This window comes from Edaphobacter aggregans DSM 19364 (assembly GCF_000745965.1).
GTDB lineage: Bacteria > Acidobacteriota > Terriglobia > Terriglobales > Acidobacteriaceae > Edaphobacter > Edaphobacter aggregans.
On sequence record NZ_JQKI01000161.1, the window covers coordinates 1 to 11,117 of the forward strand.

The 11,117-nt window shown below is 55.6% G+C and carries 17 protein-coding genes; 10 read left to right on the forward strand and 7 right to left on the reverse strand.

Translation table 11 applies throughout. From position 1 onward, the window contains the following. A partial coding sequence (locus Q363_RS27555) for a DUF1254 domain-containing protein (RefSeq protein ID WP_157467687.1) occupies nt 1-617 on the reverse strand: 617 nt, incomplete at its 3' end. A gap of 588 nt (nt 618-1,205) precedes the next feature. On the opposite strand from Q363_RS27555, the gene Q363_RS27560 reads away from it, so the two are divergent. From Q363_RS27560 to Q363_RS27600, 9 genes are all read left to right on the forward strand, one after another. Beyond that, the gene (locus Q363_RS27560; protein WP_035357105.1) at nt 1,206-1,478 is read left to right on the forward strand and encodes a hypothetical protein; all 273 of its coding nucleotides are present in this window, start codon (nt 1,206-1,208) and stop codon (nt 1,476-1,478) included. An 87-nt stretch (nt 1,479-1,565) separates the two neighbouring features. Then, a complete protein-coding gene (locus Q363_RS27565; RefSeq protein WP_035357107.1) occupies nt 1,566-2,045 on the forward strand; it encodes a hypothetical protein in 480 nt (159 codons plus the stop codon). 169 nt (nt 2,046-2,214) lie between these two features. After that, on the forward strand, nt 2,215-2,607 hold the full coding sequence (locus tag Q363_RS27570) for a TOTE conflict system archaeo-eukaryotic primase domain-containing protein (protein ID WP_157467688.1): 393 nt from the start codon (nt 2,215-2,217) through the stop codon (nt 2,605-2,607). Between the two features lie 46 nt (nt 2,608-2,653). Next, nucleotides 2,654-3,148 (forward strand): TOTE conflict system archaeo-eukaryotic primase domain-containing protein, encoded by a 495-nt coding sequence (locus tag Q363_RS27575; protein WP_035357111.1) that lies wholly within the window; start codon nt 2,654-2,656, stop codon nt 3,146-3,148. Nucleotides 3,149-3,162: 14 nt separating this feature from the next. After that, nucleotides 3,163-3,792 carry a hypothetical protein gene (locus Q363_RS27580; RefSeq protein ID WP_157467690.1) on the forward strand — a complete coding sequence of 210 codons (630 nt, stop codon included), beginning with the start codon at nt 3,163-3,165 and terminating at the stop codon, nt 3,790-3,792. Then, complete coding sequence (locus Q363_RS27585) at nt 3,789-4,106, forward strand: hypothetical protein (protein WP_035357114.1); 318 nt, start codon at nt 3,789-3,791, stop codon at nt 4,104-4,106. Before Q363_RS27580 ends, Q363_RS27585 begins: the two co-directional genes overlap by 4 nt. 79 nt (nt 4,107-4,185) lie before the next feature. Beyond that, complete coding sequence (locus tag Q363_RS27590; RefSeq protein ID WP_035357116.1) at nt 4,186-4,737, forward strand: hypothetical protein; 552 nt, start codon at nt 4,186-4,188, stop codon at nt 4,735-4,737. Nucleotides 4,738-4,795: 58 nt separating this feature from the next. Beyond that, the gene (gene ssb / locus Q363_RS27595) at nt 4,796-5,260 is read left to right on the forward strand and encodes a single-stranded DNA-binding protein (protein WP_035357118.1); all 465 of its coding nucleotides are present in this window, start codon (nt 4,796-4,798) and stop codon (nt 5,258-5,260) included. A gap of 137 nt (nt 5,261-5,397) precedes the next feature. Next, a complete protein-coding gene (locus Q363_RS27600; RefSeq protein WP_035357120.1) occupies nt 5,398-6,273 on the forward strand; it encodes a Rad52/Rad22 family DNA repair protein in 876 nt (291 codons plus the stop codon). 105 nt (nt 6,274-6,378) lie between these two features. Here the strand turns inward: Q363_RS27600 and Q363_RS41365 are convergent, their stop codons facing one another. The 6 genes from Q363_RS41365 to Q363_RS27625 all read right to left on the reverse strand — a co-directional run bounded on the left by Q363_RS41365 (nt 6,379) and on the right by Q363_RS27625 (nt 10,145). Then, on the reverse strand, nt 6,379-6,561 hold the full coding sequence (locus Q363_RS41365) for a hypothetical protein (RefSeq protein WP_157467692.1): 183 nt from the start codon (nt 6,559-6,561) through the stop codon (nt 6,379-6,381). A gap of 600 nt (nt 6,562-7,161) precedes the next feature. Then, the gene (locus tag Q363_RS44840) at nt 7,162-7,380 is read right to left on the reverse strand and encodes an SOS response-associated peptidase family protein (protein WP_245632517.1); all 219 of its coding nucleotides are present in this window, start codon (nt 7,378-7,380) and stop codon (nt 7,162-7,164) included. Further along, complete coding sequence (locus Q363_RS27610) at nt 7,381-7,881, reverse strand: SOS response-associated peptidase (RefSeq protein WP_245632518.1); 501 nt, start codon at nt 7,879-7,881, stop codon at nt 7,381-7,383. 78 nt (nt 7,882-7,959) lie between these two features. Then, nucleotides 7,960-8,616, reverse strand: coding sequence for an O-methyltransferase (locus Q363_RS36945; protein ID WP_051979415.1), 657 nt, complete (start codon nt 8,614-8,616; stop codon nt 7,960-7,962). A gap of 114 nt (nt 8,617-8,730) precedes the next feature. Then, the gene (locus tag Q363_RS27620; protein WP_035357125.1) at nt 8,731-9,645 is read right to left on the reverse strand and encodes a polysaccharide deacetylase family protein; all 915 of its coding nucleotides are present in this window, start codon (nt 9,643-9,645) and stop codon (nt 8,731-8,733) included. 104 nt (nt 9,646-9,749) lie between these two features. Continuing rightward, on the reverse strand, nt 9,750-10,145 hold the full coding sequence (locus tag Q363_RS27625; RefSeq protein ID WP_051979416.1) for a metallopeptidase family protein: 396 nt from the start codon (nt 10,143-10,145) through the stop codon (nt 9,750-9,752). 452 nt (nt 10,146-10,597) lie between these two features. Here Q363_RS27625 and Q363_RS27630 point away from each other — a divergent pair. Beyond that, nucleotides 10,598-11,117 (forward strand): SDR family NAD(P)-dependent oxidoreductase (locus tag Q363_RS27630; RefSeq protein ID WP_035357127.1); only part of this gene is annotated, 520 nt, incomplete at its 3' end.

The window sequence follows — 11,117 nt, forward strand, 5'->3', positions numbered from 1 at the left end:
AGAACATGGTTTGTTTTCGAACACGCAACATAGAAACCGCCGTCTGGTATCGGACCGTCATAGTCCGGTGGCAGGATCAGATACTTGCCCCCTTCTCCACGGTCGGGGCCAGGAGCACCGATGTCGATGATCCAGCCGAACCACATGTCGTTGAGAGTGCCAAGGGCCATTGGGGGCACCTCGATGACCAACGGGCCTTTCGTCACGTCGAGAGTGGCGACAGTGTAGATGGTATCGGCATTGGCGGTGAGAAAGAGCGAGTTCGAGTCCATCAACTCGGAGAAGATGACAATCGTGTTGTCTTCGGCCCCAATGCTATGAAAGCCCTTGCGAATGGCATACGCCGATGCACCCGAAAAGCTGTTCATGAACGCATCGACGCCGCGCACGTAGAGGAGATTGTCGTAGACCTTCTGGACGGTGGCTGCGCTGGGCGCACCGTCTCTAAACTCGAGCGTGCCTATTGCTGTGTCAACTTTGTCCGGAGTGGTGAGGATGGCCGGAGTTGGTGTCGCTGTCTTTTGCCCCTGCGCAGAGGGGATAGCAAACACTGTCGCGGCAATCAGAACCGAGATCGTTAGCGTGGCTTTAGCTATGAGTGATTTTCCAAACAGCATCTCTTTCACCTCTTCCCTTCGGTTCCGCCTTACGGGCCCCTAACAGCAAGAAGACAGAGACTATGGTGCGCGCTCGACGCGAGGCTGGCTTGATAAGTGATGCGCCTAGTATTGTGCACCCAGGGCTAAGATGTGACAAGTGCTGGCTTCCTTGTAGTCGCATGTTAGCAAGTTGCATTACGCACTCAACTGGCGATAACAAGGCCATAGCAGAAAAACCACTGAAACTCAATTGAATGAGGTGCATCATGTTTTCCCCCAGTCTGTCTCTCCGCGAGCGGCTCATCGTCGCTGGACTGTTGCGCCCAGCGGATCCGGACGAGAAATCCACGCTCATCAAAGATTCTCCGTCTACCTCCAGACCATGGCGCGTACAGGCATTCGTGCTCGCTCAACTTTGGACACCCAGCTGACGCTTGCAGTGTTGGAGCGTTGGTACACGCTTTAAGTCCTATCGCCAAAGCTCCCGCTGTAAGCACCACACCGTACACGGACAGAGTCTGCTCTACCGAAGTACAGGTGAACCGTCACTCCGGAAGGTAGATTCCGCCTGCCGGGCAACCCTGTCTCTGAGAAAGGAGAAAGTGTATGTCTAGTACAGACCTCTATCGCCGCGCACTGGCGCGGTTTGCTATAAGCCTGATCCTGACGATTGCGGACGGATTGATCTGTCCGATAGCTCTCTACAACACGTTCGGAAACGGTGTGATGTTCGCGTTGGTCCTGCTATTGATGGTTCCCTGGGCTTGGACGCTGAGCAACATCTGGCAGCACACGTTTAGCGATCTCCGGCGCATCCAGGACACCGTTTCCATGCATGAGTACGACGATGGTCTTGCAACCGTCGATCGCAACGCATAGCTGTTCATAGCAGTTCGCTCGTTCATCCAGCCTCCGCCCGCGCGGGGGTCTTGTCATTTCTGTAGACCCACTTCAAAGGAGAAGGTCATGTCGAACCGCTATCGTCGCTACTCGAAGCGCGAGCTGCTAGGCAGCTTGTATGTGGACTATGTGATGTCCGTCACCGACCTTGGGCTAACGCCCAAAGCAAATCGCTGGGACGCGCTTCGAGCCTTCCTGGACGTGGGTGAGGCACGTGCAGAACGACTGGTTGAGGAAACCGGAGGGTTTCTCCTGCTTCAGAGTGTTCCGGGCCGCCCTAACAGGGGAGCGATTTACGCCTACATCGAGCGGCTGCAGGCCTTCTTTTGGCTTCGTTTTGAGCAGAAGGAGGACACGCTGAATGGCGAGGATTTCCAACATGCCTTACGCATTCACCACTTGGTGAGATTCGTGAGCAGTCACCCCGGCAATTCCCATCATCGTCATCGTCGCAACCGAAGACCCCGCCCCGCCGCAAAGGGAGCCGCTGCCATAGCGGCTCCGGCTTTGGTGGCTCAAGATGTCTCACTTGTGCCTGCTCTCTAGCAAAATCACTAGGTTCTGGTTCATTTGACCGAGTTTCAGAACCGGGGTACAACTACACAACCTTGGAGGAAGGGAGGACGAACCATGTCGTCATTGGACACTTCAGCGTGGAAACCACCTCGCCCGCGCGGAACTCTTGCCAGCGACTGTTGAGCAAGCGGCGGAATATATGACGTGGTTCGTCAATCGGCGGGCCTACACCCGGCAAACCGATCGACCGGATGAAAAGTCGAGAAAGTACTTCTTCTACCAGGCGCGGGATCGGCAGACAAAAGAGCGGCTGGCTCTCAACGAGCAGGGCGTTCGGAAGCACCTTGCTGGAGAACAAACCATCGGGCTCTATGCCATCAACCCCATGACGCAATGTTCGAAATGGGTCGCGATCGACGCCGATTACGACGGCGCCTACCGCGATCTGCGGACCCTCAAATGGGAGCTTGAACAGGATGGAGTTCACGCTATCGTAGAGATGTCCCGGCGCGGTGCGCACCTGTGGATTCTCTGCGCTGAGCCGCTGCCGGCGAGGCTGTGCCGTATCTATATATATAACCTCGATATATAACCTCGCCCTCCGGCTGGATGTTCCGATCAAAGGAGCATTCAAGCAGGTGGACGGGATCGAAGTCTTTCCCCGCCAGGACGAGCTGGGAGCTGAGGAGTTTGGGAACGCGATCCGAGCTCCTCTTGGCATTCATCGAGCCAACATGCACCGCTATTGGTTTGAGGATGCTGCAAGCGGTCTCGTGGAACAGCTCGAGTACCTCCGCACGGTAAAGCGCCTCACTGCGTCGGAACTTGAGAGCTTTACTGAAGGCCTGTCGATTCCCGAGTCCGTCACAAGCCGGCCGGTGATCGAGCGCCCACAGTACGACACGAACCAAAACAGTTTTCAGATCCTGCAACACGTCAAGGTTCGAGCCAAACGAAGCGGCAACTACTGGACGCAATGCCCATCCTGCGCCATCCAGGTCCGTGACCGAGCGATGGACAATCTAGCAATCTCGATTGCAGACCCTCGCCATTACAAATGCTGGGCCGGGTGCACTCGGGAGATGATCCGCGAGGCGCTGGGTCAGCCCATCCCCGTACGCACACATCGATAAAAAGAGGAGGGAGCGTGAAAGACAGTCGGCTTACCACCATGGCACGTCGCGGCCCGACTTTTCCCGCAGAAACCCGAGAGCAGATTCGAGAGACAGGGATCCGCTGTCGGCCGCAACTTGAGATCGTTTACCAGCAACGGGCCAATGAATGGAAGTTGCGTGGAGAGGAATCAGGCGGCGCGGTGGCGGACCTTGGACACTATGTTGGGTTCGTCGGCAAGGACGGCGAGACGCTGCCTTGGCTTCAGCGAGTGCAGAACTTTCTTCCGAACGGTGTTCACGCTGTTGTTGTCGAAGAAGCACTGATTCGAGTGGAGATGTTTCGTTACGAGCAAACCTACGACCTGTTGATCACGCAGCACTCACTGGAGGGTGCGGAGCGAAAGCGCCCCGAGCTAAGGAGCCAAATTCTGTTTCTGGGCCGCAACGGCACGCTCGAAACGGAACTGTGGGGTAAAGATTCAGCGTTTCGTGGTGGCGCCATGCCTCACTTCTTTACTCGAAGCGGCGAACACGGCCTGCCGGATACCCCTTGGATCGAGGCGACCCTCAAGGTCACCGAGGCGGTCTGCTGCACAGGATGCCGCCATTGTCATCTGCTTGAAGCAGGGACGCGAAGACACGCGCTTGAGGTGTCAGCATGATCGACTGGCATCATCCCCGCATCTACGAGCGCCTCCGTTGCTTTGGGTTGTGCCTATTCACCTTGGGAGTCGCCTCACACAATGTTGACAATCGGCCGGCTGCTCTAGCAGCCATCGTGGTCACGATGCTGCTTTTGGTGCGGCTGAAGATTGAGCTCGATATCAAACATGATGAAGAAGAGCACAGTCTGGAACGAAAGGTTCATCGGATTCAACAAATCAACACTGTGGCCTCAGTGCCGATGTTTGTCGGACTGATGGCTATCGTGCGGCAAATAGCGAGCGGAGAGATCACAGCACCTTTTCTTAGTTGAACCATACGAACGAGGGAAAAGGACCAGGCGAGTTCAGAAGTGGCCACATCGTCATCCGGCAGACAGGAGCAAAGCAAAAATGCACATTGCTGAAAGGTCAATCGTAGGAATGGTTGCACAGGAATGGTATGTACTGGCCGCTTACTTCGGAACATTTATCCTGCTCGAAGTCCGGAAGTGCGGCGAGCGGATTGCAATGCACCGCGTGGCTCGTCATGCGTTGTGGGCGGCTTCCGTTGTGGTCGTATTGCATTCGATTGTCGCGGCCGCGGCGATGATACGGAGATTCGGCCTCGACTTCGTAGTCATCGATTACGCGTTGGTGATGACTCTCACGGGCGGCCTTGTGTATCTGCTGGGCTGCATGTTCGAAGAAACTCCGCAGCCAGCGTTCGCGCGCTCGCAGAGGCCGTCAATGAGCGCGGATTGGCAGCCTCTCGAACGGATGCTCGGCCCATCTCTGTGTGCTGACTTTATGTTCATGGGACGTTCCGAACAGATTCATCTGTACAAGCACAGAGACACGAGAGGGTATCTCAACATTGCTCCAGATGGGACCTGTTTTCGCTACTCAGCTCACGGCTATCAGCCGATCAGACCCGAGGAGGCGATCGAGCACGTTTTCCATTGAGGATCGCTAAGGCTTTACGCCGGAACGACAAAGGCGTGGGAATAGGAGAAACGTAATCATGGCAAAGACTGTCAATAAGGTAATCCTGCTCGGAAACGTCGGGAAGGACCCCGAAATCAGATCGACGACGGGCGGTACGCTCGTCGCAAACCTGTCCTTGGCAACCAGCGAACGGTTCAAGGATAAAGGTGGCGAGTGGCAGGAGCGGACGGAGTGGCACAACCTTGTTGGTTATGCGCGAGGTGCCGAGATTCTTCGCGACTATGTGAAGAAGGGATCCAAACTCTATGTCGAGGGACGCATCACGACGGGCTCTTGGGATGACAAAGAAACTGGCAAGAAAGCCTATCGCACCGAGATCGTCGTCAATGAGATCAGCTTGCTGTCGCCGACGGAAGGCTCCAGCAATAGCCGTGGGGTGAGCAACGGGCGTGATTCGCAGGGTCGGACCAAACGGCACGACGAAGCAGAAGAGGAGTACGGCGAACTCGGTATCACGGACGACGACCTGCCACCCTTCTGAGTGATCTGCCAAATCACTCAACCCCTCTCTGCTTGCTGCAGTTGGCGTTCCTGTCATGGCGCGCGGTGAGTGAAAGGTGTCCACGCTTGCCATTTCAGACAAACCTCCTTAGAAATCCTCAAAAAGCAGGTGAAATCATGGAAGCAAAAACGCAAGAGATTGCGAACGTGTTGCTGCGTCTAGAAGAGCCATTCGACAAGGATGAGGTCAAATGGCTTGTGGCAGCTACATCCCTCGACGGCCGCAAAGGTCGTGTCACACCGTATGCCAATCCGCGGGCGTACACGGACCGGCTGAACGAAGTCCTCACTGCGAGTGGATGGACCCGGCAGTACACGGTCCACACCATCTCGCCTGTAACCAGGCAGAAGAAAGACAAGACGGTCCAGACGGGCAAGGTGCTGGTGACCTGCACAGTGACCATCGCCGGCATCGGAAGCCACAGTGGCAGCGGCGAGGAGTGGGCCGATGACGAAAACGCAATGACGAGTGCAGAGGCGCAAGCCTTCAAACCTGCGTGCTCGTGCTTCGGCCTCGGCCGGTATTTCTACAGCTTTGCTGAGATGTGGGTTGATCTGAACGAGAATAAGCAGCCCAAGAACGTTCCGAGCCTACCAGCTTGGGCGCTTCCGAAGAGCCGAGCGTCGGCACCGCAGCCGAATGCAAGCGGGAAGCCGGACCAGCGGCCAAGATCCTCCTCGGCTGTTGCAAAGGGTCCTCTTGATGCCAGCGTCACCACGAAGATCGAGGGGCATCGTCAGGAGCTTGGCCAGGCTCTGTATCAGAGTATTCTGACGATGGTTGCGCAGGTACGTTCCGCTCGCGATATTCCCAACCAGCAGCTACAACAAAGCGTACTGAACTGGGTGGAGAGCGCCACTCGGGGAATGGCTCAAGTAAGGAAGATTGCAGCCGAGATCCCAGAGACAAAGTTCTACTCGATTCTCGACCACCACGGCGTCCAGTCTCTCTGGCCAGGGTGCCGAACTTCGGTGTGCTCAAGAACCTGCTAGACGAGATGACGCAGGCCGCTCCGAGCAAGTCAGCGGCCTGACTAGTCGTGCCAAACAGGACCGAAGGGATGCGAAACATCGCATCCCTTTTTCCTTGTTCTGAGGTCAACCATGGAATTCCTCCAGTGCTCGATGTGCAGGCGGGCAGCGGCCTGGGTGATCGACAAAGAAGTGTTTTGTGAGGGCCACAAAGAAGTGATCATCGAGACCTTCGGAGTCGATCACTTTCCGATCCGTCGGCTCACGAACGAAGATGAAGCGTTCGCTGTCGGGGGCCGCTTCTCTCATACAACCCCAAAAGAATGGAGGTGGTAACGCCTCCCAGAGGTGACGCTCGATGGCGAAAGTCTTAGAACTTCACGCGAGACCTGCGATCTGCAGTATTCCCGTTGCACCAGGCGGTTTATTGCGAAAACTGCAACACGATTTCTAACTCCCGGCCCTATCGCTGTGGTGTTCTGTGGCAGTGAAGCGGTGCTGCGGGTAGAGCCGATCCTCAACCGCAACCCTGAACCACCCGGTCAGGCTTCATTCCCAGTCCAGTTCTCTCCACTCCGCGCGGTCGGAGCTTAGCCGACTATGCGTTCATCCGACAACCTACGTCAACCTGCGGGGTAAGCCTATGCCTCTGTACGCCCGTTCCCGTCCCCGTACCACGCCGTCTTTTTGGCGCGGTTATCACAACGCTCAACTCAAAGTGGCCTCGTCTTGCATGAGGTCAGCTGCTTCCGGAGTCGTGCGCGAAGCCAGCATTCAGGAATTGATTGCTGATTTCGAGAAGAGGAAGACACCGGCTGCCACTCATTTTGTGAGCGTGGCTGGCCGCTAACGGCGGACACTGCATGACGCTGCGTTGAGATCAGGATGCTTGCCTCCTGATCTCAACCGCTATGCAGTAGTGTCCTTGAAGAGGCTCGGCTCTTCGGGTGCCGCCGACTGTTCCTGGAGGAGATCGGGAGTGTCGTTGCGAACATTGCCTATTCGCTTGTCCACTTTCAAGGCTGTCATCTGGTCTGCATCATATGGTCGAAGCAGGTCCATAGGTAACTGCGGGGAGTCAACGTCAAGCCAGCGGCTGTAGTCGCGCTCGAGAAGAATCACCGGCATTCAGTCGTGTAGATGTTCGACAACCGAATTCGCATCGGTGGTAACCACCGAAAAAGTGAGTAGGTCCGCACCCGCAGCCTTGTCGTGCCAGCGCTCCCATAAACCCGCGAAGCCATATGGCTCACCCGATCTCAAGGCAATGGCGAACGGCTGCTTGGTTTTGGCATCGATCTTTTGCCATTCCAAGAAGGCATCGGCCGGAACCAGGCATCGCCTTTTCCTGAATGCCTCACGGAAGGAAGACGCCGTAGCCACTGTCTCGGCCTTGGCATTGATGGTTGAGATGCCGATTTTCGGTTCTTTTGCCCAGAATGGAATCAGGCCCCAGCGCATCATCACGATCTCGCGCTCACCCGTATCGCGATTGAGGCGGACGACGGGCTGAAAAGTTTGCGGTGCCACATTCCAAGAAGGACCAAAGGCAGGAACGGATGGCCCATAGACATGGAAGTGCTCCGCGATGCGTTGCTTATCGGAGTGTCTGACGTAGCGACCACACATGAGGACAGTTTAGCGCGGCGCTGCATTGTTTGAACCCGAGAGTAACTTCCGTGGGATGACACATTTAATCTGGTCACGTCAGCGCTTCTTGAGAGTCACAGCCAGCCCGGCGCCCTCCGTATAAAAAATCGTCTCCAAGTCTGCATTGCTCGTTACCTCCTTGATGTAATCAGGAACCATATCCACATTGTGTGCGAGAATCAGCCCACCCGGACGGATGAGCGGCAAAAGTTTATGCAGGTAATCGACGTAGCCGCTTTTGTCGGCGTCGATGAACGCAACGTCGACAGGTTCCTTTAGCTTCGCGATTTGCTCGTGAGCATCACCTTCGATGATGCTCACCATCTTCTCCACACCAGCTTCCTTGAAGTGCTGTTGAGCCATGGATGCCCTTTGGTGATCGATCTCAAAGGTAGTCAAGCGACCATTAGTCCTCTGGAGTGCCAAGCAAAGCCATAGACCCGAATACCCGGTGGACGTGCCGATCTCGACCACGTTCTTTGCTCCCTTTGCTTCCGTGAGCAGCCGTAGCGCCTTTCCGTCTTGGATGGGAACGCTTAGGTATGTCTTCTGCGACGTGACCATCTTACTGAGCACTGCGAGAATTCTCTTCTCTGCGTCCGTTTCAGCAACCTGAGTATTCGGTTTCTGGGGTTCGGCTGCTCCCCATTGCTGAGAAAAGCCGACAAAGAAGAATGGCAAGAGGACGCCCGCGTTGATGATGTTCCGTTTCATTGTTCTTCGATCCTTGGCTTTGCGACTGAGTCGTCTTTGTCAAATGAAGGTTGCGCGAGAAGATCACCCGTCGAAGTGAGTTCGTCCAGGGCCTGATCCCACATCTCAAACTACTCACGATGACTGTACCGAAACGCTGCCGGTCCGCGCCATCCAGAAACAAGCTTGCTGGTTGCTCCTGTATGCAATTCTTCCGAACACTGGCCCGCTTTTGCAGTTCCAAGCGCCATACGGCGGAAAACCATGTGTTGCAAGCACAATCTTCTGTCGGTAAGTCTTGCAGACTTGGATAGCTGCTCCACACTCAGTGGTCATCGACAACATTGCATAGCTGCGAAACTCATACCCCTGCGCTAATAGACTGTCAACAACGCGTGCCGTCGCTTCGATGGCGTACTGCCGGTCCGCATTTGGGTCTCGGTGATGGCCGTCATGAATGATGATGATCTTACCCGGCCCCGCGTGCGATATCAGGTGTGCCGCGACTCGCGGCCCCGTACGCTTGCGGAACCAGATCCAGTCCCAAGTCATCCAACTCCAGCCAACCAGTTTGTATCCGGACCGCCTCAGACCGCGCATCATTGTGATACTGCGCCATCCCGCATGAGGACGGAATAGCCGGCAGGGTCGATGGCCCGTAAGCACTTGCATCCGATCGGCCGCAGCTCGCAATTCAGCCGAAAGAGCATCCGAGGAGCGCAGCAACAGCCAACGATTGCCGGAATGCTGTGCGACGGCATGACCCTCTTCGAACATTCGCGCGACTATGGGGGCGGTTGCCTCATTTAGGTGTTCATCAATCAGGAAAAAAGTTACGCGTATTTCCTTGCGTCTCAACAAATCCAGCAATGCAGGAGTGACCCCAGGATTCGGACCATCGTCGAATGTCAGGTAAATCGTCTTCTGGCCACATTGTGGCATACGCCATACGGCAACATCATCGTAGGCCAGATCGAGAAGAAACCGGGACGGAGCGACGTGAGAGAGCGTCGTGACACCGGCAGCGATCAGAATAACGACAAGGACCATGGAGGACCGCCTGCAACGCTAAAGGCACCTCGTGTTATGAACTGGCCCAGAGAGGAAGAACGTGGACCGACGTGGGACCGCAAACGGTGTAGTCGCTGTCAGCTTCAATGAGGCCAAATACGCCGCATTTTTCTCAATCGCTCGGCAGCCCGAACCTCCTGCTCGTTCATCCCAAAGTGATGTGCGATTTCGTGCCATAGCGTTTGCTCGACCAAACGCACCAGATCCTTGCGGTTGCGCGCCATACGCTCGTGAGGACCCTGAAATATCGTAATTCTGTCCGGAAGTTGAAAGCTCTCCCAAACACTGCGGTACGCCAGCGGTTGTCCCTCATACAGACCGAGCAAAGTACTAGCATGTGAAGCGTTGCCCCGTTGGAGCTGCAGCGGTGATGGCTCGTCCTCGACAATCACCGCAACATTATGCATGCGCCTCCGGAAGCGCACAGGAATGCGATGAAAAGCTTGTTCAACAATCTGGTCGAAGTCCGCTGTCCGCATGATGACTACGTGTAATGGACACCATCTCTCATTTTTTTGGTGTCGACACATTAGTGAATAGGATGCAGCGTGGATTGCATTGGTGCGTTGCACTTGCCGCGCGGCGCGCGACAGCCAGACGCTCCTGCGATAGTTCTGATCCAGCGAATTGGGCTGTTCAGTTGTGGTGCTCGATCCGCATCTGCTGGCCCGCTGCTAGTGCAATGAATTCCTTTATTCCCCTGGAAGGCGCAACATTATCATTAAAACTCCTGTTTCCCGTATCTTCCTGCGCACACATTACGCGTCACTTAGGGACGCAAAAATATGCTTTATCGCGCAAGATCGGTGCAAGAGCCGGGCTTCGTCTGGTGGTGGGGCGACGGTGCGGCACGCGGCATTTTGTACGATGAGGACTTTGCAAGTCATCAAAAATGATCTAGAGTACCCGCGGATGAGACAGGAGATTTTTTATGGAGAGCCAACAGAACGGACAAAAGGAAACTGCTCTCGTTACCGGCGCTTCCACCGGGATCGGACTCGAACTCGCGTGCGTGCTCGCGGCAAATGGTCACCCGCTCGTTCTCGTCGCGCGTTCCCTCGAGAAATTGAAAGCAGTAGCGGTACAGCTCCAGACCGAATACCGTGTTCCGGTCAGTGCCTGTGCGAAAGACCTATCGAGACCTGACGCTCCGAAAACTTTGTGGTCGGAACTATTGGAGGCGAACACAACGATCGACATTCTCATCAACAACGCCGGCGTCGGAGCTTACGGCGAATTTCACAGCATGTCACTCGAGGCCCTCGAGCGAATGCAGGTGCTAAACATGGTAGCCTTGACCTCCTTGACCCGGCTGGTTCTTCCAGAAATGCTGGCGCGCAAGCATGGAAAGATTCTGAATGTCGCGTCTGTGGTTGGTTATCAGCCCGGTGGTCCGCGTATGGCCGTATATTACGCAACAAAAGCATATGTCTTGTCCTTCTCCAAGGGGC

What these genes read in the sequence shown, in the direction of transcription:
- Q363_RS27560 (WP_035357105.1), top strand. Translation starts at nt 1,206, where the DNA reads ATGTCTAGTACAGACCTCTATCGCCGCGCACTGGCGCGGTTTGCTATA.
- Q363_RS27565 (WP_035357107.1), top strand. Translation starts at nt 1,566, where the DNA reads ATGTCGAACCGCTATCGTCGCTACTCGAAGCGCGAGCTGCTAGGCAGC.
- Q363_RS27570 (WP_157467688.1), top strand. Translation starts at nt 2,215, where the DNA reads ATGACGTGGTTCGTCAATCGGCGGGCCTACACCCGGCAAACCGATCGA.
- Q363_RS27585 (WP_035357114.1), top strand. Translation starts at nt 3,789, where the DNA reads ATGATCGACTGGCATCATCCCCGCATCTACGAGCGCCTCCGTTGCTTT.
- Q363_RS27590 (WP_035357116.1), top strand. Translation starts at nt 4,186, where the DNA reads ATGCACATTGCTGAAAGGTCAATCGTAGGAATGGTTGCACAGGAATGG.
- ssb (WP_035357118.1), top strand. Translation starts at nt 4,796, where the DNA reads ATGGCAAAGACTGTCAATAAGGTAATCCTGCTCGGAAACGTCGGGAAG.
- Q363_RS27600 (WP_035357120.1), top strand. Translation starts at nt 5,398, where the DNA reads ATGGAAGCAAAAACGCAAGAGATTGCGAACGTGTTGCTGCGTCTAGAA.
- Q363_RS41365 (WP_157467692.1), bottom strand. Translation starts at nt 6,561, where the DNA reads ATGAGAGAAGCGGCCCCCGACAGCGAACGCTTCATCTTCGTTCGTGAG.
- Q363_RS44840 (WP_245632517.1), bottom strand. Translation starts at nt 7,380, where the DNA reads ATGCCGGTGATTCTTCTCGAGCGCGACTACAGCCGCTGGCTTGACGTT.
- Q363_RS27610 (WP_245632518.1), bottom strand. Translation starts at nt 7,881, where the DNA reads ATGTGTGGTCGCTACGTCAGACACTCCGATAAGCAACGCATCGCGGAG.
- Q363_RS36945 (WP_051979415.1), bottom strand. Translation starts at nt 8,616, where the DNA reads ATGAAACGGAACATCATCAACGCGGGCGTCCTCTTGCCATTCTTCTTT.
- Q363_RS27620 (WP_035357125.1), bottom strand. Translation starts at nt 9,645, where the DNA reads ATGGTCCTTGTCGTTATTCTGATCGCTGCCGGTGTCACGACGCTCTCT.
- Q363_RS27625 (WP_051979416.1), bottom strand. Translation starts at nt 10,145, where the DNA reads ATGCGGACAGCGGACTTCGACCAGATTGTTGAACAAGCTTTTCATCGC.